Annotated in this window: 17 protein-coding genes; 11 read left to right on the plus strand and 6 right to left on the minus strand. The window is 65.1% G+C overall.

Annotated features, from left to right (window positions below; translation table 11 throughout):
- The first annotated feature begins 16 nt into the window (after window positions 1-16).
- The 3 genes from K1X11_RS05305 to K1X11_RS05315 all read left to right on the plus strand — a co-directional run bounded on the left by K1X11_RS05305 (window position 17) and on the right by K1X11_RS05315 (window position 2,682).
- Complete coding sequence (locus tag K1X11_RS05305; RefSeq protein WP_221031908.1) at window positions 17-856, plus strand: Fpg/Nei family DNA glycosylase; 840 nt, start codon at window positions 17-19, stop codon at window positions 854-856.
- A gap of 123 nt (window positions 857-979) precedes the next feature.
- A complete protein-coding gene (locus tag K1X11_RS05310) occupies window positions 980-1,729 on the plus strand; it encodes a TlyA family RNA methyltransferase (RefSeq protein WP_221031909.1) in 750 nt (249 codons plus the stop codon).
- A 113-nt stretch (window positions 1,730-1,842) separates the two neighbouring features.
- On the plus strand, window positions 1,843-2,682 hold the full coding sequence (locus tag K1X11_RS05315; RefSeq protein ID WP_221031910.1) for an NAD(+)/NADH kinase: 840 nt from the start codon (window positions 1,843-1,845) through the stop codon (window positions 2,680-2,682).
- A 21-nt stretch (window positions 2,683-2,703) separates the two neighbouring features.
- On the opposite strand, the gene K1X11_RS05320 is transcribed toward K1X11_RS05315, so the two are convergent.
- From K1X11_RS05320 to K1X11_RS05330, 3 genes are all read right to left on the minus strand, one after another.
- The gene (locus K1X11_RS05320; RefSeq protein WP_221031911.1) at window positions 2,704-3,489 is read right to left on the minus strand and encodes a heme-dependent oxidative N-demethylase subunit alpha family protein; all 786 of its coding nucleotides are present in this window, start codon (window positions 3,487-3,489) and stop codon (window positions 2,704-2,706) included.
- Complete coding sequence (locus K1X11_RS05325; protein WP_221031912.1) at window positions 3,486-6,044, minus strand: M16 family metallopeptidase; 2,559 nt, start codon at window positions 6,042-6,044, stop codon at window positions 3,486-3,488. The genes K1X11_RS05320 and K1X11_RS05325 overlap by 4 nt, the downstream gene beginning before the upstream one ends.
- Before the next feature lie 132 nt (window positions 6,045-6,176).
- On the minus strand, window positions 6,177-6,584 hold the full coding sequence (locus K1X11_RS05330) for a Minf_1886 family protein (protein ID WP_221031913.1): 408 nt from the start codon (window positions 6,582-6,584) through the stop codon (window positions 6,177-6,179).
- A gap of 180 nt (window positions 6,585-6,764) precedes the next feature.
- On the opposite strand from K1X11_RS05330, the gene K1X11_RS05335 reads away from it, so the two are divergent.
- A complete protein-coding gene (locus tag K1X11_RS05335) occupies window positions 6,765-7,304 on the plus strand; it encodes a Fur family transcriptional regulator (RefSeq protein WP_221031914.1) in 540 nt (179 codons plus the stop codon).
- A 285-nt stretch (window positions 7,305-7,589) separates the two neighbouring features.
- Here K1X11_RS05335 and K1X11_RS05340 read toward each other — a convergent pair whose 3' ends face one another.
- On the minus strand, window positions 7,590-8,195 hold the full coding sequence (locus K1X11_RS05340) for a polysaccharide deacetylase family protein (protein ID WP_221031915.1): 606 nt from the start codon (window positions 8,193-8,195) through the stop codon (window positions 7,590-7,592).
- A gap of 114 nt (window positions 8,196-8,309) precedes the next feature.
- On the opposite strand from K1X11_RS05340, the gene K1X11_RS05345 reads away from it, so the two are divergent.
- From K1X11_RS05345 to K1X11_RS05355, 3 genes are all read left to right on the plus strand, one after another.
- The gene (locus K1X11_RS05345) at window positions 8,310-10,238 is read left to right on the plus strand and encodes a DUF5060 domain-containing protein (RefSeq protein WP_221031916.1); all 1,929 of its coding nucleotides are present in this window, start codon (window positions 8,310-8,312) and stop codon (window positions 10,236-10,238) included.
- Between the two features lie 136 nt (window positions 10,239-10,374).
- Window positions 10,375-12,654 (plus strand): outer membrane protein assembly factor BamB family protein, encoded by a 2,280-nt coding sequence (locus K1X11_RS05350; RefSeq protein ID WP_221031917.1) that lies wholly within the window; start codon window positions 10,375-10,377, stop codon window positions 12,652-12,654.
- 185 nt (window positions 12,655-12,839) lie between these two features.
- A complete protein-coding gene (locus K1X11_RS05355; RefSeq protein ID WP_221031918.1) occupies window positions 12,840-13,736 on the plus strand; it encodes a sugar phosphate isomerase/epimerase family protein in 897 nt (298 codons plus the stop codon).
- 260 nt (window positions 13,737-13,996) lie between these two features.
- On the opposite strand, the gene K1X11_RS05360 is transcribed toward K1X11_RS05355, so the two are convergent.
- Entirely contained in the window at window positions 13,997-14,938 is a 942-nt protein-coding gene (locus K1X11_RS05360; protein ID WP_221031919.1) for a DMT family transporter, read from the minus strand.
- A 136-nt stretch (window positions 14,939-15,074) separates the two neighbouring features.
- On the opposite strand from K1X11_RS05360, the gene K1X11_RS05365 reads away from it, so the two are divergent.
- The 4 genes from K1X11_RS05365 to K1X11_RS05380 all read left to right on the plus strand — a co-directional run bounded on the left by K1X11_RS05365 (window position 15,075) and on the right by K1X11_RS05380 (window position 20,071).
- Window positions 15,075-17,174: a tetratricopeptide repeat protein gene (locus K1X11_RS05365; RefSeq protein WP_221031920.1), complete on the plus strand. Its 2,100-nt coding sequence runs from the start codon at window positions 15,075-15,077 to the stop codon at window positions 17,172-17,174.
- Window positions 17,171-19,006, plus strand: coding sequence for a carbamoyltransferase family protein (locus tag K1X11_RS05370; protein WP_324726104.1), 1,836 nt, complete (start codon window positions 17,171-17,173; stop codon window positions 19,004-19,006). Before K1X11_RS05365 ends, K1X11_RS05370 begins: the two co-directional genes overlap by 4 nt.
- Window positions 19,007-19,340: 334 nt before the next feature.
- Window positions 19,341-19,754: an SxtJ family membrane protein gene (locus tag K1X11_RS05375; protein WP_221031921.1), complete on the plus strand. Its 414-nt coding sequence runs from the start codon at window positions 19,341-19,343 to the stop codon at window positions 19,752-19,754.
- Window positions 19,755-19,873: 119 nt separating this feature from the next.
- Window positions 19,874-20,071: a DUF5989 family protein gene (locus K1X11_RS05380; RefSeq protein ID WP_221031922.1), complete on the plus strand. Its 198-nt coding sequence runs from the start codon at window positions 19,874-19,876 to the stop codon at window positions 20,069-20,071.
- 52 nt (window positions 20,072-20,123) lie between these two features.
- Here K1X11_RS05380 and K1X11_RS05385 read toward each other — a convergent pair whose 3' ends face one another.
- Window positions 20,124-20,858 (minus strand): sulfite exporter TauE/SafE family protein, encoded by a 735-nt coding sequence (locus K1X11_RS05385; RefSeq protein ID WP_221031923.1) that lies wholly within the window; start codon window positions 20,856-20,858, stop codon window positions 20,124-20,126.
- Between the last annotated feature and the right edge of the window lie 197 nt (window positions 20,859-21,055).

Below are 21,055 nucleotides of genomic sequence, written 5' to 3' on the forward strand. Positions count from 1 at the left end.
GCCTTCAGCTCCCGCCATGCCCGAACTCGCCGAGGTCGAATTCTACCGCAAGCGCTGGCACCTCGCCGGTGCCGGGCAGCGCGTGACCAAGGTGCGCGTCCACGCCGGCAAAAAGACCTTCCGCGAGGCCCCCGCCGCCAGCATCCGCCGCGCCCTCACCGGCGCGACATTCACCAGCTCCGAGACTGCCGCCAAACAAATGGCCTTCCGCTTCGATTCCGGCGCCTGGCTCGGCGTCCACCTCGGCATGAGCGGCGAGCTCACCACCGCCCCGCTCGGCACTCCCGCCGGCAAACACGACCACCTCGTGCTCGATTTGGAAAACGTCAGCCTCGTGTTCACCGATCCCCGCATGTTCGGCGGCGTGCGTTTCGCGCCGGGCCCCGACGCCCCCGACTGGTGGACCCGCATCGCGCCCTCCCTGCTGTCTTCCGCCTTCACGCGCGCCGCCCTCACCGCCTTTCTCCAACGCCGGGCCCGCGCCCCCCTCAAGGCCGTGCTGCTCATGCAGGAACGTTTCCCCGGCATCGGCAATTGGATGGCCGACGAAATTCTCTGGCGCGCCGCCCTCCATCCGGCGCAGCCCGCCGGTTCTCTCACCGCCGCCGAAATCAAAACCCTCTATCGCGAGATCCGCACCGTTTGCCGGCTCGCGCTCAAAAACATCGCCGGGGCCGGTGACCTGCTGCCGCACGACCTCAACGTCGGCATCCCCGACACCTGGCTCTTCAACCACCGTTGGCGCAACGGCGGCATTTGCCCCCGCACCAAGGTTCACCTCGCCCGCGCCGAAATCGGCGGCCGCACCACCTGCTGGTCCCCCGCCCGCCAACTCCTCCGCGAGACCACGCCATGATCCGATTCGCCTCGGCCCAACCCATGTCGGGCATAAAGCCCGACCCACATTCCCGTTCCGCCTCGCCGTGTGGGTCGGGCTTTATGCCCGACATCATCCGTCGCTGATCGCCCCCCTTCTCGCATGAGTTCCGCCCCCAAACAACGTCTCGACGAACTCCTCGTCGCCCGCGACCTGGCCACCTCCCGCGCTCAGGCCAAGGGCCTCATCATGAGCGGTCGCGTGCGCCACGGCACCACGCGTCTCGATAAACCGGGCAAGACCTACCCCAGCGACATCGAAATCGAAGTCGAACAACCGCCCCGCTTTGTCAGCCGCGGCGGCGAAAAACTCCAGGGCTTCCTCGCACACTTCGACCTCTCCCTCACCGACGCCCACGTGCTCGATGTCGGCGCCTCCACCGGGGGGTTCACCGACTGCGCCCTCCAGGCCGGTGCCGCCGACGTGGTCTGCATCGATGTCGGCCGCGCCCAGCTCCACGCCAAACTCCGCGCCGACCCCCGCGTCACCAACATCGAAAAACTCAACGCCCGCCACGTCACCGCCGCCGACCTGCCCCGCGCCGACTACGATGCCATCGTGATGGACCTGTCCTTCATCTCCTTGCGCCAGGTGCTCCCCGCCGTATGGCCCCTCCTCGCCCCCGGCGGACGCCTCATCGCCCTCGTCAAACCCCAGTTCGAAGCCGGCAAAGCCGAGGTCGACAAGGGCCGCGGCATCATCCGCGATCCGGCCGTGCACGAGGCCGTGCTCTCCGGTATCCGCGACTTCGCCCTCGCAGAGCTTCCCGGTGCCACCCTCATCGGCACCATCGACTCCCCCATCGAGGGCACCGACGGCAATCGCGAGTTCCTCCTCGGCCTCCAAAAGTAAGCCCCCTCGCGCCCCCGCGCCGATTCTATGATGGCCAACCCCAAGCACTTGCTGGTTTGGTCAAAACGTGTCCCTTGTCGGACATCGCCCGGACCGATCTTCCTTTGCCGACCATGACGCCTCTCCGCCATCTCGCCTTTGTCATCAACGCCCAGAAAGAGGGCGCGGCCGACATCGCGCACGACCTCATGGCCATCGCCACCGAGGCCGGTGCCACCGTCAAAACGACCTCCGACTACCCTGTGGCCGACGACTTCCTGGAAGACTGCGATTCCTGCTGCGTGATCGGCGGTGATGGCACCTTGCTTGGCGTCACGCGCGCCGCCGCCCGCTCCAACGTGCCCATCATCGGCGTCAACCGCGGCAGCCTCGGCTTCCTCACCACGTTTTCCGCCGAGCAGGCCCGCGAGTATTTCGCCGATATCATCGCTGGCAACTACACCATCTCCGAGCGCGCCCTGCTCGACTGTTCCTCTGCCCCCGGCCAGCACGACCTCGCCCTCAACGACGTGCTCATCAAAGACGAGCGCCACTCCCGCCTGGTGGAGCTGTCCCTCTTCGCCGACGACGAGTTTGTCACCACCTACTCCTGCGACGGTCTCATCTTTTCCAGCCCCACCGGCTCCACCGCCTACAACCTTTCCGCGGGCGGCCCGCTCATCCACCCCACCGCGGAGACCATCGTGCTCACGCCGATCTGCCCGCACACCTTGAGCAACCGCTCCATCATCTTTCGCCAGGATGTGCAGCTGCGCGTCATCCCCCGCCACAGCGAGGCCTGCCTGCTGGTGGCCGTCGATGGTCAGCGCAACATCAGCATCTGCGAGGGCAACCCGGTGCACATCACGGTATCCGATAAAAAACTACGCCTGATCAACCACTCCACCTACAACCACTTTGCGGTCGTCCGCCAGAAGCTCGGTTGGTCCGGCGGAGCCATCAAAGGCTGCTGAACCGCCGCCGACCGGGAGCGCTCACGCCTCCCCCAGCTCCGCCACCAAACGTGCGCGAATCCCCGCCAGTCCTTTGTAGGCCGCGACGCGCTCCGGCATCGTGGCCAACGCCCGCCGCAAGCCTGTGCGCGCCGTGGCATCGGCCACCACTTCGCCCCACGGATGCAACGCGATGCGGATGCCAAACACGATCGCCCCACTCTCCGGCAAGGCCGCGAGAATCTGATGCTCCACGCGCAGCCACACCGACTCCAACGGTGTGTCGGCCCGCAAGCGCGGTCGCCCCAGCGCCGGGTGCAAATTCAGCTCCGCCGTCGCCGCCAATCCCCAGTTGGCGCGCATCGCCGCCGCGCCCGGTTTCAGCCGATCGAGGAAACGGTCGATGGCCGCGCCGATCTGCGCGTTGAGTCCCGGCACCACGTCATGGGTCTCCGCCAGCGTCAGTCCGGCCTTCTCTGGCAGCGCCCAACTGGTCGGAAACACCACCACGCCGCTGCGCACCCGAAAAGCCCCCACTTCATCGCGCCGCAGCAACACCACGTCCGGCTCGACCTGCGCCCCCAACGCCCGCGGCTCCGACGCGCTCACGCCGATCGCGCCCGCCAACTCCGCCCACGCCGGCGCACTCTCCGGGTCCTCGATCACAGAGTCCTGCGGCCGTTCCGCCAGCCAACGGCGCCGCTCCGCGAGCACCGTCGGCGCGTCGTCCGAAGCGGCGAAAAACGCCCGCAACTCGCCCCGCTTGAGCGTGAGTCGGAAGCCAAAATCCTCCGGCGGAAACAGCGCGGCGAGCGGTGGCGGCGTCACGGTCGCACGACCAATTGAGTGCAGGCGCGGCGGTTCAGGTAACGCTTGGCAAAGTCCGCCAGCGTCTTCGCCGTCACCGCGTTCACCTTGGCTTCGTAGTCCGCGCCGTCATCCAACGGCGTGCCGTAGAGTTCATTGAGCGCCGCGTGCATCGCCTTCGAGCCGTTGGACTGCAGCCCCATGCGGCGCGCTGCACACAAGCGAGTCTGACACCGCGCCAACTCGGCCTTGCCCACGCGCCCGCGAGCCATGCGCGCGATCTCGGCTTCGATTTCGGCCAGCACCTCGCCTTCCTTGCCCGGCGCCGTGCCGGCAAAGAAGTAGAACATGCCCTGATCGAGTCCGATCACCCGCGCCGAACGCACGTAGTAGGCCAGCCCCTTCTCTTCGCGCACCCGCTCAAACAGGCGCGAAGACATGCCGCTGAACAATTCGTCGGCCACTTCGGCCACATGGAAATCCTCGGCACGCACGCCCGGCCCCAAGTAACCTTGGAAAACGACGGCCTGCTGACGCGGCTGCGTTTCGACAAAGTCCGCCACCTCGGCCGGACCGGCGAGCGTCGGCGACTCCACCGCCAAATCGGCTTTGCGGAAACGCCGCAACAGGCTGCGCAGTTTCGGCGCGAGCACCTTGGGATCAAAGTCCCCCGTGACCGAAAGCACCACGTTGGACGCCACCATCAGGCGGCGGTGCAGCGCTTTCACGTCGGCCGGTTTCAGCGCGCGCAGATCCGCCACCTCGCCATGCGCATCGATCGCCAGCGGATGCTCGCCAAAGAAGCGTTTGCGCAACTGCCGCCGACCGATCGTCACGATGTCATCGGCGTCCTGCTGCAGGTCGGCCACCTGCGCGTCGCGCTCGATGGTGAACGACTCCTTCGTGAAGTTCGGCTTGAGCGCCGCTTCGGCCAACAGATCGAGCGCCAGATCCACATCGTCGGGCAACACCTCCACCGCGAGGCCGAAGGTATTGTTGCCGAAGACCGGCGAAAGCGAACCGCCCACCGACTCGATCGCCGCGGCCACCTTCGCGGCCGAGCGTTTGGCCGTGTCGCGCGCCAACAACGTCGACATCAGCGCGGTCGCGCCGCGTTTGCCGGGTTGCTCAAAAATCGGTCCGCCCATCGCCAGCAGACGCAGGTGCAGGTTGGGGAGTCGCCGATCGGGCTGCAGCAGCAGACGGGCACCATTGAGCATCTGCTCGCGGGTGATCGTCGCGTCGCTACGCGCCGCCGACTCCGCGCTCGCGGCCGCCGCGGCCTCCGTCGCCTCAGGTCGCGGATTGAGCGAGACCGTCGTGGGATGACCGTCGATCAGGTAGGTTTTGAGCACGGCCTTCAGGCGCGCCGGCGTAACGGCCTTGAGTCGCTCAAAATAGCCCTGGGTGAAAAGCATTTCGCCGGCGATGACCTCCGCCACACCCAGGCGCGACGCGCGGCCCGCGACGGTTTTGCGTCCGTTGATTTCGCCCACCACCAACTGGCGCACGGCCTTGCGAATCTGCGTCGTCGTAAAACCTTTGCGCAGGACCCGCAGCAGCTCCTTTTCCACCGCCTTGAGCGCCGCGTCGCGCTGACCCGGATCGCAGACGATGCTCACGTAGAACAGACCCTGTTGGGAGGGATTCCAACTCGTCGCGTCGATCGAATGCACCAGCCGTGCTTTCTCGCGCAGCGACTGCCAGAGGATCGAGCTGTCGCCGTGGCCCAGCACCAGCGCGAGCACATCGAGCGCCGCCGCGTCCGGATGCGTGAGCCCCGGGATGCCCCAAGCCATCGCGCCCCGCACGATCTCCACGTCGTCTTCGATGTGTTGCGTGCGACGGGACAACGCCGGTGGTTCGGACGGCAGATAGATCGGCGCCAGACGCTTGCGCGGTGCCTGCCCGAAGTGCTGCTCCACCGCCGCCTCCACGGCCGCCCGATCGAAGCCGCCCGTGATCACCAGCACCATGTTGTTGGGCACGTAACGCTCCTGATAGTAACGCCACAGCGTGTCGCGATCGATGGCCTCAAACACCTCGCGATGACCGATGATCGGCTGCCGGTAGGGGTGTTCCCGATACACGCTCTCAAAGAGCGATTGCCACAGGCGTTGCTCGGGGTCGTCGAGCCCCATGTCGATCTCGCGCAGGATGACCTGTTTCTCCCGCTCCACCTCGTCGGCGGGGAGCGTGGAGTGCAGCACCGCGTCGCCCAGAATATCGATCGCGACCGGCGCATGCTCCGCCGGGATATCGATGTAATACACCGTGCGCTCGAAGGACGTGTAGGCGTTGATGTAACCGCCGTGAGCCTGCACCTCGACCGAGATCTCGCGACCCGCCCGTCGCGTGGTGCCCTTGAAGAGCAAATGCTCGAGGTAGTGCGAAAGCCCCGCGCCCAATTGCTCCCCCTCGTGGATGCTGCCGGTCTTTACCCAAGTTTGCACCGAGGCCACGGTCGCAGCCGGATCGGGTTGGAGGATGAGCGTCAGGCCGTTCGGCAACACGCGGCGCACCGGCGCATCGCGCCAAAGGGCTCGCAGGAGCTTAAAATCGTTGGAAGCAGACATGTAAAAGAATGAGGGGGCTTCAGCACCGCTGGACCGCGGCGCTTAGTCATCGCACTAGGGCCTGCCCGGTGGTCGGGCGCAATCTTCGCGTCAATTCTCGCCAATTAGACCCACCACCACGTCCCGGTCGCTTCACGCGCCCAGCGGCTTCTTCGGCAGGAACGGCTCATCGAAGGCCTCGTCGAAGGTGTAGACCTCGGAGAAGTCCTCCCGACGGTCCTTCTCCGTTTTGCTGAAGACGTTGTATTCGATGAGGTTAAATACGATATCGCCGAAATGGGTGCATTTTTTGATGCCCCATTCATTGAGAACCGTGCGCGCCATCGGGCCATATTGGTCGAGCGCGTAGGCCCGCAAGCCCATCAGCAACTCCACCCCCGTGACGTGCAGAGAGCGACCAGCCCGCCGCGAATCGCTCTTCTTCAATTCCTTGACGGTGAAATCGAGGCCTTGTCGCACAAAATTGTAGGCCTGCTTTTGAAACCGATTATCTTCTTTGCAAATCAGTGTCACCACTTCACTAAAGTCTAAGTCTTGCATGATCTTGTGCTTATAAAACGGAACCTGCCCGCCAAGGCAACGGGTGCAACACCCTAGATTCGAACCTGTAAAAATGCCATGCAGGACAATGCATTTGTAAATAGAATGTAAAGCGATGCTCCTTGTTTACATTTTGCGTTACCTAACTGTAACTCTCTGTCAAAAGGACCACCGTAAACAATGATTGCCTCGACTCAAACCAATCACCCGCTTCCCACCAGCAACGACGACGAATCGCCGACCGCCGCTGCTCTCCAAGTGGCTTGCAATCGCCTGAAGAGCGCTGGCCTGCGCATCACCCAGCCGCGCATTGCGATCCTCGAAGCGCTCATCAAGCGCTCGCTGCCCGCCAGCATCGAGCAGATTCACGCCGAGCTGTCGCACACCGCCTGCGACCTCGTGACCGTGTATCGCTGCTTGGCGGCGTTTGAGGAGCTCGGCCTTGTGCGCCGCTGCTTCTTCCACAACGGGACCAGCCTCTACCAGATCGCGCTCGATGACACGCCGTCCTACCACGTGGTGGACAAGAGCAACAACTCCGTCAGCGAACTCGATTCCGACCTCGCCGTGGAACTCCGCGACGCCATGGAAGAAATCGAGAAGAAGCTCATCGCTCGTGGTTACACCAACGTGTCCCACATGATCGAGTTCTTCGCCCGCGCCCCCAAGCACCCGATCGATCGCGTGCAAAACGGCGCCGTCATGGCCGAGATCCGCTAAAGCGAGATTCGTCCTCTCTCCTATTTTCCGAGACCGCAGTTCTGGCCAACTGCGGTCTTTTTGTGCCCCAACCGGGACCGGGCCCGTCACAACGCGGTTCTGTGAACCACGAATAGACCTGAACGGCTCCAATACCGCTACGCCATCCCCCTCCCTGGATGAGCTACGTTTCAGTGCGTAGCCGGTAGGCGGCCTGTGCGCCGAAGCCTAGGCGAAGGAGTAAGCCATTCGTGTCCACTTGTGCGCCTCAGGCGCATCCGTGGTTAAAAAAACCTGCGTTGCCTATCAGCCTTCCAAGTAAGCCGCCAACTCCGACACCGTCAGGAACACACATCCCTGCCGCCGCAACTCCGCCAAGATCGCTGGCATCTGCTCCCGAGTCTCCCGCCGCCACTCGTGGAAATTGATCAACGTCCCATCGCGCACGTCGGTCGTCGCGTTACGCAGAATTGCCGCCGCATCCACCTCCGGGTTCCAATCATGTGACCAGACCTGGTGCGTGAACCCGAAGTCGCGAATCTCCGCCTCCGCCCAACCCGCCGCCTGCCGCGGGTCAGCCTCCGCATAGGGTTTCCAATACCACCGTGGCGCTACCCCAAGCTCGGCCGTCAGCACGCGCTGCGCTTCGACGATGTCTTCCCGCAGCTCCGCATCACTGCACTCGGCCGGGTGTCGATGCGCCAACGAGTGGTTCACCACCTCATGACCAGCCGCCAACATCGCCCGCGCTTCCTCCCGATGGGCCCGCACCTGCTTTGCAACATACGCCCAACTCACCTTTACATTCTCGGCCCCCCACAACGCCCGCCAAGCCGGACCGCAGACCTCGTCTGGCCCGTCGTCAAAAATCAACGCCACGTGTTTCCGACCGTCTGCTGCAGGTGTAGCCATCGTCGTCCTGACTTCCGTCGTAATCACCACGCTCGTCAACGTCGTGCGCACGACCGCGGCTTTTGCTCCGACGTCCCTTGCGCCTTCCTGCCCTCGGTTTATCGATGGGCCACCATGCCGAGAACCCCACTCCGCCGCTTCGCCCCCGTTGCCGCCCTGCTCCTGCTCTTCACCCTGCTCCTTGCCCCCGCCCGCGCCGCCCTCGAATCGGGCGAAGTCCATGTCTGGACCCAGCAGGAAATCCAACTAGAGGCCAACGGCACCTACGCCAATCCCTACACCGACGTCACCTGCTGGATCGACCTGCGTGGCCCCGATTTCGCCCAGCGCGTTTACGGCTTCTGGGACGGCGGCAATACCTTCCGCGTGCGCTTCGTCGCCACCACTCCCGGCGAATGGACCTGGACCACCGGCTCCAATCAACCCACCGACGACGGACTGAATTCCGGCCGCGGCAACCTGCGCGCCGTCGCATGGTCGACCGCCGAACACGACGCCAATCCCAATCGCCGCGGCTTCATCCGTGCCACCCCCAACGGTCGCGCGCTGCAATACGCCGACGGCACGCCCTTCTTCTGGCTCGGCGACACCTGGCTCGCCGCCTCCACCTGGCGCCTGCCCTACCGGGGCGAACGCGCCGCCCCCGACTACGAACCCGCCGCCGGCATCTCCTTTGAGGAGGCCGTGGCCTACCGCAAACGCCAGGGCTTCAACTCCGTTTCCTTCATCGCCGCCTTCCCCAACTGGGCGGCCGATCACCGCGGCGCCACCTACGCCAACGCCGACGGTGTCTACCTTCGCAACGCCTGGGAAAAGTTCGGCCATTGGGCCGCGCACGGTGAGATCAGCACCGCTGACGGTGCCATCACCACCGGCAAGGACATGCACGACGAGCACGGCAATCGCCCCTTCGCCATCCTCCCCAACCGCGAGGGTCTGGCCGACTTCGACTCCATCAACCCGGCCTACTTCCGCAGCCTCGACCGCAAGATGCAGCACCTCTCAGAGGAGGGTTTTGTGCCCTTCCTCGAAACCATCCGCCGCGACAACGCGCCGTCCTGGAAGGCTTACTTCGATTTCAACGCGTCCTACGCCCGCTTCGTCCAGTATCTGATTTCTCGATACGGCGCCTACAACATGGTCTTCAGCGGCATCCACCTCGATTGGATTCCCGAAAACTACAGCCTCACCGAACACGAGTTCAACGAGGCCCTCACCTACCACCATCAGCACTACGGTCCGCTGCCCTTCGGCCAGCCCTACACCACGCTCATCGACAGCACCACCTACCGTCGCTTCGGCCACGGCGACGACGCCCCCTGGCTCACCATGCACACTGTGGGCAACAAGCCGCGCAACCACGCCATCTACGCCTTTATCGAGGAGAGCTTCAACCTGCCCGATCCCTACCCGGTCGCCAACCTCGAGCCCTACTACACCGGCTGGAACCACTCAATCAACCGCCCCGGCGGCGAAACGCCCACGGCCGGCTCCGCCCGCGACATCTACTTCGCCCGCGCCCAGATGTATGGCTCCGTCCTCTCCGGCGGCCTCGCCGGTCACGTGCATGGCACCGCCGCCTACGACATCACCACCACCGGCGAACCCGAGGGCTGGCGCCCGCATATCTGGACCGCCCTGCGCTACGCCTCCGGCGCCCAGATGCAGCACCTGCGCGACTTCGTGCTCTCCCTCGGCCCCGCCTACCGCGACCTGCAACTCGCCAACGACGCCCTCGCCCCCCGCACCGCCCCCGGCGCCATCGACGACGGACTCGACGGCTGGTCCTTCGCCATGCGCACGCCCGACGCCGCCCACGCTTTGCTCTACTTCGAGCACCAAGCCGTGCCGACCACCCTCGCCGGCCTCACCGCCGACGCCGCCTACACGTGGACCTGGTTCAACCCGCGCACCGGCGCATGGCTCGACGCCCAAACCGTCACCACCGACGCCGCCGGCACCCTGCGCAGCCCGCCCTTCCCGAGTGACGCCGATTCGCCGATGACCGACTGGGCTGCGCGCCTGCAACGCACTGAGCGCTGAACAGTCAGCGCGCTTCGTCCCCATCACTCTCCGCCCCGCGTTGCCGTCCGGCCCCGCGAGCGCACCAATACCCCCTCACCCCTTGATGCCCCACCGCCTCTGCGCGGCGGCTTTGCTGTAGCCCCAAACCATCCCCGTGGCCAAATCCGCCTTCGCCCTCCTCCCCTTCGCCGCCTCTCTCCTCCTCGCTTCGCCGTCCGACCAGCACCGCACCTGGTCCGACTACGGCGGCGGTCACGACCAGTCCAAGTTCACCACCCTCAGCCAGATCACGCGCGAAAACGTGACCGATCTCGAGATCGCCTGGATGTATCCCACCGGCGACGAGCGTTCCTACCAGTTCAACCCCGTCGTCGCCCACGGCGTGATGTATGTCCTCGCCAAGGAAAACTCCCTCGTCGCGATCGATCTCGATACCGGTAAGGAAATCTGGATACACGCCCACCTCAGCGGCATCTCCCGCCGCGGCATCAGTTATTGGGAAAGCGAGGACGGCTCCGATCGCCGCCTGCTGTTCACCCTCAACAACACCCTGCAGGCCATCGATGCCCGCACCGGCAAATCAATCCTCAGCTTCGGCGACAACGGCATGGTTGACCTCCGTCGCAACATGCTCCGCGACCCCGCCACCGTTTACCGCGCCACCTCTAGCACGCCCGGCCGCGTTTTCGAGAATCTCATCATCCTCGGCTCCTCGCCCGGCGAGGGTTACCTGTCCGGCCCCGGCCACATCCGCGCCTACGATGTCGTCACCGGTGAATTCATGTGGCGCTTCAACACCATTCCCCAGCCCGGCGACTACGGCTACGAAACCTGGCCCAAGGAAGCCTACCGCTACGTCGGTGGCGTCAACGTCTGGGGCGAGATGTCCGTCGACGAGGCACGCGGCATCGTCTTCCTCCCGCTCGGCTCACCGTCCTACGATTTCTACGGGGCCGACCGCCTCGGCGAAAACCTCTTCGGCAACTGTCTTGTTGCCCTCGACGCCCGCACCGGCCGCCGCCTCTGGCATTTCCAAACCGTGCACCACGACCTCTGGGACTACGACCTCGTCTCCGCGCCCCAGCTCATCACCGTCGAACGCGACGGCGAGCGCATCGACGCGGTCGCCGCCGCCTCCAAACAAGGTTTCCTCTTCGTCTTCAACCGCGAGACCGGCGAACCTATTTTCCCCATCGAGGAAAAACCCTTCCCCGCCTCCGACATGCCGGGCGAAGAAGCCTGGCCCACCCAGCCCGTCCCCGCGCTGCCGCCCTACGCGCGCCAGATCATGACCGAGGACGACATCACGCCCGTGCTCATCACCCCGGCCGAGCGGGCCCACTGGCAGGAGCGCGTCGCCAAAGCCCGCAAGGGGCTCTACGTGCCACCCTCCCTCGATGAAGTCGTCTCCCTCCCCGGTGCCGTCGGTGGCGTCAACTGGGGCAACTCCGCCGCCCACCCCGAGGACGGCATCGTTTACCTGCTCAACCAGGATTTCCCGTCCTTCTACAAACTCGCCAAACGCCAGCCCGTGCGCCTGCGCAACCGCGCAGGCGACAGTGACGAAGAAACCGCCGCCGCCAAACTCCGCGGCGAAAAACTCTACGCCACCTACTGCGGTGCCTGCCACGGCCCCGACCGCGCCGGCTCCGATGTCGGTCCCTCGCTGCTCGCCGTCGGCAGCCAGATCAACCAAACCCAAGTTGCCCGCTCCATCATGTATGGCAGCGGTCGCATGCCCGCCCTGCCGCACTTCACCGACGAACAAATCGACGACGTTTACACCTACCTCGATGACGGCGTTTCCCCCTACGCCTCGCTCTTTGCGGCAGCGCAAAAAGAAGACCTACCCGAGGGCCCCGTAGTCGCCTCCGGCGGCGCCCCGCTCCCCGATGAAGAGGCCTTCGCCGGTGGCTTCCGTTTTAACCGCGGCGAAAACGACTATCCACCCGGCGTCGACGCCCCCGCCGATCGTTACTTCACCGACTACGGACTCGGCCACCCCTACATCATCACCCCACCCTGGTCGACCATCCTTGCCTACGACCTGAACAAGGGAGTGATCAAATGGCGCCAACCGCTTGGTCAGGATCGTGACGCCGCCGCCGCGGGCATGACCGGCACCGGCGTCCCGCGCGGTTCCCAACGCATGGGTATGATCGTAACGGATACAGGTCTCGTATTCTCCACCGCCAAAGACGGCCACGTTTACGCCTTCGACGCCGATAACGGTAAAGTCCTCTGGAAAGGCGCCCTGCCCATGGGCGCCGAAGGCCTGCCTGCCATGTATGAACACAACGGCCGCCAATACCTCGTCATCCCCGCCAGCACCCCGCTCACCTGGGGCCTCAAATCCCGCGAAAGCGGCATCGGCTCCACCGAGGAAAAAGGCCACGGCGGCTACGTCGCCTTCGCCCTCCCCGCACAGAACTGATTTCACACCAAGCCAGCAAAGAAAGCAAAGGCCTCCCTCCAGCCCGCTCCTTTTGTGAATTTTTGTGCCTCTTCGCGGCAATCCCCACTGCCTCTCAGCCCCCAGCCAGCCTCCTTTGCTCTCTTTGCGACCTTGGTGTAAAAACCCTCCCTGTCTCTCCGCTCTCTCCGCCTCCTCGCCGCCCCATGCTTCGTCGTCACTTCCTGTTCTCCACCGGCCTCGCCCTCACCGTCGGACTCACCACCCGCAGCTTCGCCCACACCCCGCTCAAGCACGGCAAACGCCTCGCCATGGGCACGGTCATCTTTCGTCACCGCTTCGCGCAGACGCGTTCCGACAACCTACCTCACCCCGGTTCGCCCCTCACCCTGCTCGATGTGCCGGAGTATTATCACCAGCGCTTCGGCCTCAGTCAGGTCGAGTATTGGAGCTACCACTTTGAGTCGCTCGAACCCGCCTACCTCGCCCGTCTGCGCGCCGCGCTCGATGCCGCCGGTTCGCGCCTGATCAACATCCAGATCGACACCGATTATAACCTCGCCGCCGAAAACCCGACCCGCCGCGCCGAGTCCATCGCCGAGGTCGAACGCTGGATCGACGCCGCCGTCGTGCTCGGCTCCCCCAGCGTGCGCGCCAACCCCGGCAACGGTCCCATCGAGCACGCCATCGCTTCCCTCCGCGAGATCAACACCTACGCCCAGGACCACCGCATCGTGCTCCTCAACGAAAACCACTTCGGCATCGAGATGGACCCGGATATTCACCTCCGCATCCGCGAAGAAGCCGGCCCCGAAAACCTCTACACCCTGCCCGACTTCGGCAACTACAGCGACGAAGCCCGCTTCGCCGCGCTGGAGAAGATCCTGCCCTACGCTTACCTCATTTCCGCCAAAGCCGTGCGCTTCGACGCCGAAGGCCACCACCAGCCCTACGACTTCGATCGCTGCGTGCAGATGGCCGAAGCCGCTGGCTTCAAAGGCATCTACTCCGTCGAGCAATGGGACCGCACCGACCACGACATGGACTACGAAAAAGTCGCCGACTGGCTCCTCACCCACGTCTCCCAAAACCTCCGCACCTAAGCCCCTCTTGTAGCGGTCCGCCTCGCCAGCCCCTCCCCTTCGCTTCGCTCTCTTTGCGGCCTTGGTGTAAAAAGAAAACCCCTGCCCCTCCTTTTCGTGACTTTTTGTGCCTCTTAGTGGCCATCCCATCCCTGCCTCACAGCCCACCTGCTCCGTGCTCTCCGTGCCTCCTCCGTGACCTCTGTGTCCAAACCAGCCCTGCCCCTCAGCCTGCCAGCCACCCCACTGCACCTCCTTCGCTACCTTGGTGTTAAGCCAAACTATCCCGCCTTCCGCACCGCAATCCGGCTCATCGCCGCCAGCACGACCACGCCACCCGCGACCATGCCAACGGTAAGCCGCTCGCCGTCCAACAACAGCAGCGATTCAAACACGCCCGCCAGCGGAATGAGGAACCGATAGGTCGCCAGCTCCGGCGCGGGGAAAAGCGTCGATAGGTGGTTCCACAACGCAAAGGCCGCCGCCGACACAAACGCCAGCCACGCCGTCCACGCCCACACGTAGGCGTCGAACCACGCCAACCCGCCCGCTTGCACCGCAGGCCAACCGAGCGCGAGCAACACCACGCCGCCCAGGAACAACGAATACCCCGTGCCGGCCCGCGCCCCCATCGTGCGCTTCACTCGCTGAAAGGCCAGTAGCCCCAGCGCCCCAAAAAAACTCGCGGCCAAGATCAACCCGCCCCCCAGCCGCGGACTGCCTTCCCCCACGCCCGGCGAATAGACCGCCATGGTCACGCCCAGCGCCCCCGCCGCCAGCACCAGCCACTGTCGTCGCGTCAGCCGCGGCGTCCCCAAAAACGGCGGCGCCAACAACACCCACCAGAAGCTCCCACTCGAAACCAGCAACGACGCCAGCGCCCCACTCGACAGGCTGAGCCCCATGTAGAAGCACACGTATTGTCCCACCGTCTGCGCCGCCGCCATCGCCAGAATCCAATACCGCGGCGTCTCCGCCCATTCTCGCAACGGTGCCCGCGCAAACAACAACAGCCCCAAACCCGCCACCGTAAAACGCACCCCGGCAAACAACGACCGCGTCGCAAAATCCGCCTCGATCCCCTGCGCCGCCCAGTGGTCGAAGACCAGCTTGATGCCTGGAAACGCCGACCCCCACAGCACCGCACACACCGCCACCAGGGCCAGCAGTTGCCACCGTGAACGCCGCTTGGCGCCATACTCAGGATCCATCACCGAAACCATTGCGTCACCACCACGCACATACGTCCCGCCACCGCCAGCCCGAAGCTGCGCGACCAGAGCCCCGTCACCCGGCGTCTCATCCTTCGCCCAGTCGGGCTTTACGCCTGCCTCCCCCCTACTCAATGTCGCGCCTTTCATGCCCCGTCCCCCCGCCCAGTCCCGCATCGGTTGGATCCCTAAACTCCTTCTCGTGGTGCTCGCGCCGCTGCTCTTCCTCAGCGCGCTTGAACTCTCCTTGCGACTGGGCGACTACGGCCGCGATCCGCACTTTTTTATCCCCGACGACTCCCCGGGCGCACCAGCCGATGCGTTCCGCAGCAACCCACGTTTCACCGAAAGTGTCTTCCCGGCTTCCTTCGGCCTCAAAGCGGTCAACCTGCGCCTCACCCGCACCAAACCCACTGGCACCAAACGCGTCTTCCTGCTCGGCGGTTCCGCCGCGATGGGGGTGCCGGAGGCCGGCTTCGGCCTCGCCCCGCAACTCGAAGCCGCCCTGTCCACCATGCTGCCCGGCGAACCCATCGAGGTGCACAACCTCGGCATCACCGCCATCAATTCCCACGTCGTCCTGCCCATCCTCCGCGAGGTGCTGGCCTTCGAACCCGATCTCCTCGTCATCTACCTCGGCAACAACGAGGTGGTCGGTCCCTACGGTCCGGGTTCGGCCATCACTGCCGCCACCCCGCCCCTGCCCCTTATCCGCGCCAGCCAACGCCTTCGAGCCACCCGCACCGGTCAACTGCTGGAGTCCCTCATCGGTCAGGTCAAAGGAGCCGCCGCCTCCGATCAACGGTCGTGGCGCGGCATGGAAATGTTTGCCCGCGAGGAAGTGCCCGCCGATGACCCGCGCCTCGCCACGGTCTACGCCAACTTCACCGCCAACCTGCACGACATGCTCGAACTCGCCGCCGCCGCCGAGGTCCCCGTCGTCGTATCCACCGTCGCGGTCAACCTGAGCGACTGCGCTCCGTTTGTGTCCCGCCCCGCCCCCGACGGACTCGACGCCGACACCCATTTTCACCGCGGCCGCGAACGGCTCGCCGCCGGCGACACCGCCGCCGCGACCACCCACTTCCGCACCGCCCTCCAATACGATGCCCTGCGCTTCCGCGCCGACGACCGCATCAACCAGATCATCCGCGACACGACCGCCGCCGCCCCCGGCGCTTACCTCGCCGACTCCGCCACCGCCCTAGGTCTCGGCGGTCGCCGCCACTTTTTCGAGCACGTTCACCTCACCTTCACCGGCAACCACGCCATCACCCGCGAGCTTGCGACCGTCGCCGCCCCCTTGCTCGCACCGCACGCCACGATCGGTCGCTTCCCCTCCATCGCCGACCTCGCCGCCGCGATCGGCTTCACCCCCGTCGGTCACCTGTCCCAGTGGCAGGTGATGAACGACCTCGTGACGCGCCCCCCCTTCACCGGCCAGTCAACCTACGCCGAAGACCGGACCTTCGCTCGCGCCGAAATCAACCGCCTGAACCACCTGCTCACCCCGGATGCCCTTTCCCGCGCCTCCGGCACCATCGAAGCCGCTCGTCTCGCCGATCCCGGTTCCGCCTTCCTTGCGTTCCACGCCGCCAAGCTCGCTGTTCAACTCGGCGACCGCGCCCGCGCCCTCCGCCTGCTCGACGCCCACGACGCCATCGTCCCGGCCAACGCCGAGTCCCGCGTGCTGCGCGCCTTTCTGCTCGCCGAGACCGGAGCCCCCCGGGCGGCAGTGGACCTCTTCCTCGCCGTGATCGAGGCCGAACCCTACTACCCGCAAACCTATCCGCTGCTCGCCTCCCTCTGGAGTGCCCTCGGCGACTTTGACACCGGCCGCACCGCCTTTGCCACATGGGTCGAAGCCATGCCCAACAACCGTGGCGTGCGCCTCGCCTACGCTCAATTGCTCGACGCCGCCGGTGACCGCTCCGCCGCCGTCACCCAGTGGCAAGCCGTGCTCGCCATCGTGCCCGACGACGAACGCGCCCTGCAACCGCTCCTGCAATACCACCTCGCCGCCGAGCGCTACGACGACGCCGTCGATCTGATGTTGGCCGCCCACGCCTACAACCCCCGCAACTTCACCAACAACGACCGTCTCGTGCAGGTGTATCAGTCGCGTGGTGACACCACCGCCACCCTGCGCTACATGCGCGACCTTATGGCCAGCGGTCCGGTCTCGACCGAACTCCGCCGCGACTACGAACGCCTCTCCGCCGCCGCCAACGCCGCTTCTTCCCGGTGAGAACTTACATACTCGGCCTCTCCGCCTTCTACCACGACTCCGCCGCCGCCCTCGTCGTCGACGGCGAGATCGTTGCCGCCGCCCAGGAGGAGCGTTTCACGCGCAAGAAACACGACGCCGGGTTCCCTCAGCACGCCATCGACTACTGCCTGCGCGAGGCCGGCATCACCGCCGCCGAGCTCGACCACGTCGCCTTCTACGAAAAACCCTTCCTGCGCTTTGAGCGCCTGCTCGAGACCTACCTCGCCGTCGCTCCGGCCGGCTTCGCCTCTTTCCTCAAGGCCATGCCGCAGTGGATCCACCAGAAACTGCAACTCCCCCGCGAGATGAACCGCGGCCTCGGCGGGCTCTACACCAAACCTTACGTCTTCACCGAGCACCACGAGTCCCACGCCGCCAGCGCCTTCTTTCCCTCGCCTTTTGCCGAAGCCGCCATCCTCACCATCGACGGCGTCGGCGAATGGGCCACCGCCAGCCTCGGCCACGGCGACGGCAACCGCATCACGCTCACCTCCGAGCTGCACTTCCCCCACTCGCTCGGCCTGCTGTATTCAGCTTTCACCTACTTCTGCGGCTTCCGGGTCAACTCCGGCGAATACAAACTCATGGGCCTGGCGCCCTACGGTGAGCCGCGCTACGCCGACACCATTCGCGACCACCTGCTGGACCTGCGCGACGACGGATCCTTCCGCCTCGACCAGAGTTATTTCAACTACTGCCAGGGCCTCACCATGACGTCCGACAAGTTCGCCAAGCTCTTCGGCGGACCGCCCCGGCGCCCCGAAGCCAAGCTGACCCAACGCGAACTCGACCTTGCCGCCTCCGTGCAGGTCGTCACCGAGGAGATCGTCCTGCGCATGGCCCGCCACCTCCATGCCACCACCGGCTCGCGCCACCTCTGCCTCGCCGGCGGCGTTGCCCTCAATTGCGTCGCCAACGGTCGCCTGCTGCGCGAATCCTCCTTCGAGCACATCTGGATCCAACCCGCCGCCGGCGACGCCGGTGGAGCCCTCGGCTCCGCGCTCTTCACCTGGCACCAACTTCTCGAAAAACCCCGCACTCACCGCACGCCCGACGCCCAACACGCTTCCCTCCTCGGTCCCGCCATCACCACGACCGACATCGAGGCCACCATCGCCCGTCACCAAGCGGTCGCCGAACACCTGCCCGACGAATCCGCCCTCCTGCAACGCGTCGCCGAACTCCTCGACGAGGGGCAGGTTGTCGGCTGGGTGCAGGGCCGCATGGAGTTTGGCCCCCGCGCCCTCGGCAGCCGCTCCATCCTCGGCGATGCCCGCGACACGCGCATGCAGAGCACGATGAACCTGAAGATCAAATTCCGGGAATCGTTCCGCCCCTTCGCCCCGCTGGTGCGCCGTGAAAACGCCAGCGATTACTTCGAGATTTCCCCCGAGCACGACAGCCCCTACATGCTCATCGTCGCGCCCGTGCGGGAGGAACACCGTCGTGAGGTCACCACCGATCCCCGCGAGGGCGTCGAGCGCGTCAACGAAGTCAGGAGCACCGTCCCCGCCATCACCCACGTCGACTATTCTGCTCGTATCCAAACCGTGGACACCGAGCGCAGCCCCCGCCTCCACCGCCTGCTCACCACCTTCGCCGAGCGCACCGGGTGTCCCGTGCTCATCAACACCAGCTTCAACATCCGCGGCGAACCCATCGTCTGCACCGCCGAGGACGCCTACCGCTGCTTCCTCGCCACCGGCATGGACGCCCTCGTCATCAACGACCACCTCTTCCTCAAGGACGCCCAACCCGAGACAGCAGTAGACGAACGCACCGCCTACCTCGCCCGCTTCGGCAACGACTGACCGCCCCCCCCACCACCACTTTTGCAGCCACGAACTTACACGGATGGATATGCCCAGATTCCCGAGAGTAGCTGCGCTTGAGCCGGAGGTGAAAGCGTGGCCCGAAAGCGACCACTCCGCTAACACCGAACCGTTGCACTCCAACCCACCCACCGGCAGAGACAAGCTCGAGGGCGTGTCGGGGAAAACCTTCGGGCAGGAATCCGTGTTTATCGGTGTGATCCGTGGCCCCACTTTCATACTAACGAAGTAGAACGAGTCGCCCCCGCCATTATAGCTTTTTAGCCTTTCAGTTTTCAGCATTCCGACAGCGGCTCCGCCGCTGCCCTCCCTCATGTCTTTGATCAAAATCAACCGCCACCCATCGCCCAAAGACCTGCGTGTTTTCGCCACGCTCTGGCTGCTCTTCCTCGGCGTTTTCGGTTTCGTCGCTCAACACCGCGGTGCGTCCAACCTTGCCTGGACGTTATGGTCGCTGGCCGGCCTCGTCGGCGCACTCGGTTGGATCGTTCCGCCCGCCGTCCGCTGGGTTTATCTCGCCGCGATTTATATCACCTCCCCCATCGGCTTTGTCCTCTCGCACGTGATTCTTGGCCTGGTCTATTACCTCGTCCTCACCCCCATCGGCCTCATCATGCGTGCCTTGGGCCGCGACCCACTGGAACGCCGCTACGACCCCACCCAAACCTCCTACTGGAAACCCCGCGCCGGACAACGCCCCCCCGCCTCCTACCTCAAGCAGCACTAGAGCCCCTCAAAGTAGCTGCGCTTGAGCCGGAGGCGAAAGCGTGGCCCGATGCCGCCCCACCACATCGACATTTTATCCGTGTTCATCTGTGCCCATCTGTGGTTAAGAACTCTCCAGCCATGCCCGACGACACCGAACCCAGTTTTGCCGAAGCCTCCCGCCAAGAACAGCGCGGCATGATCGCCGAGTTTTGGGATTTTATCCGTCACAACAAAAAGTGGTGGCTCACCCCCATCATCATCGTGCTTCTGCTCGTGAGTGCGCTCATCCTACTCGGCGGCTCCGGCGCAGCCCCCTTCATCTACTCGCTGTTCTGACCCCGTAGCGGCGGCTTCAGCCGCCGTTCCCGAGTTATGCCGCCATCTCGGCTCAATGCTCGTGCTGCAGCCACAGCGCGACCACCGCCAACACCGCAAACAACGCCGCCAGCAGCCCGGCTTCGTAGCGTTCAAAACGCTCCACCCGCAGGCGTTCGCTACCGACCAGCGTTAACCACGTGAGCAGCGTCATGCCGCCCACCGCGCCCAGCGCCAAAATCACGCTCAGCACCACAAAACCGGTCCAGCCAAACTGCACCCCGCTCAAATAGATCGGCAAAAAGCCTTCACACGGCGACAGCGTGAGCATGACAAACAAGCCACTCACCGCCGCCCAATCGCCGCGGTCGGGTTTCACCAAAGGCGTGTCCTTCAGCTCGTCGTCCCAGTGGGTGTGGCCGTGGTCATGTTCATGCTCCCCACAAGCCTTGCTCGGCGCATGCGTCGTCCCGGGCGGATGGTGATGGCACACGCCCCGACCCGTGAGTTGCCGCCACCCATAGTAGAACGCGATGGCCGCGAGCAGCCCCGCCGTCAGCAGCGGAAACGCGTGCCCCAGCTCCTCATCGAGTCGAAAGCCAAACCACGCGATCGCCAGCCCCAGCAGACTGGTCAACGCCACATGGCCCAATCCAGCTGCGCTCACCATCGCCAAAGTCTTGGCGTGGGACCACGAGCGGGCCTTCGCCACGAGGACAAAAGGCAGCCAATGGGTCGGGATCGCGGCATGCAGAAAAGCAACGGCGAAACCCGTCAGGGCAATGGTGGCTAAAGCGGTATCGTTCATGAAGAAATGCGTCTGGCGGACGCCCGGCGCACCATCCATCGCGATGGTTCGCCCGCTGTCCAACGCGAACTCTAGCAAAGTCGTCAAGCCCCCTCAGCCCGAAAAACCTGTCGCAACCAAACTGCCGCCAATCACCGCGACCCGGAAAGCGCCATGACGCTATCCGGCCCACGCCGCCCCACTACCCCCCAACTGAT

This window comes from Actomonas aquatica (assembly GCF_019679435.2).
In the GTDB taxonomy this organism is placed as follows: Bacteria; Verrucomicrobiota; Verrucomicrobiia; order Opitutales; family Opitutaceae; genus Actomonas; species Actomonas aquatica.

Bases quoted from the DNA above. Each gene is read 5' to 3' on its own strand.
- K1X11_RS05305 (WP_221031908.1), top strand. From the start codon at position 17: ATGCCCGAACTCGCCGAGGTCGAATTCTACCGCAAGCGCTGGCACCTC.
- K1X11_RS05310 (WP_221031909.1), top strand. From the start codon at position 980: ATGAGTTCCGCCCCCAAACAACGTCTCGACGAACTCCTCGTCGCCCGC.
- K1X11_RS05315 (WP_221031910.1), top strand. From the start codon at position 1,843: ATGACGCCTCTCCGCCATCTCGCCTTTGTCATCAACGCCCAGAAAGAG.
- K1X11_RS05325 (WP_221031912.1), bottom strand. From the start codon at position 6,044: ATGTCTGCTTCCAACGATTTTAAGCTCCTGCGAGCCCTTTGGCGCGAT.
- K1X11_RS05330 (WP_221031913.1), bottom strand. From the start codon at position 6,584: ATGCAAGACTTAGACTTTAGTGAAGTGGTGACACTGATTTGCAAAGAA.
- K1X11_RS05335 (WP_221031914.1), top strand. From the start codon at position 6,765: ATGATTGCCTCGACTCAAACCAATCACCCGCTTCCCACCAGCAACGAC.
- K1X11_RS05340 (WP_221031915.1), bottom strand. From the start codon at position 8,195: ATGGCTACACCTGCAGCAGACGGTCGGAAACACGTGGCGTTGATTTTT.
- K1X11_RS05345 (WP_221031916.1), top strand. From the start codon at position 8,310: ATGCCGAGAACCCCACTCCGCCGCTTCGCCCCCGTTGCCGCCCTGCTC.
- K1X11_RS05355 (WP_221031918.1), top strand. From the start codon at position 12,840: ATGCTTCGTCGTCACTTCCTGTTCTCCACCGGCCTCGCCCTCACCGTC.
- K1X11_RS05360 (WP_221031919.1), bottom strand. From the start codon at position 14,938: ATGGTTTCGGTGATGGATCCTGAGTATGGCGCCAAGCGGCGTTCACGG.
- K1X11_RS05365 (WP_221031920.1), top strand. From the start codon at position 15,075: ATGCCCCGTCCCCCCGCCCAGTCCCGCATCGGTTGGATCCCTAAACTC.
- K1X11_RS05375 (WP_221031921.1), top strand. From the start codon at position 19,341: ATGTCTTTGATCAAAATCAACCGCCACCCATCGCCCAAAGACCTGCGT.
- K1X11_RS05380 (WP_221031922.1), top strand. From the start codon at position 19,874: ATGCCCGACGACACCGAACCCAGTTTTGCCGAAGCCTCCCGCCAAGAA.
- K1X11_RS05385 (WP_221031923.1), bottom strand. From the start codon at position 20,858: ATGAACGATACCGCTTTAGCCACCATTGCCCTGACGGGTTTCGCCGTT.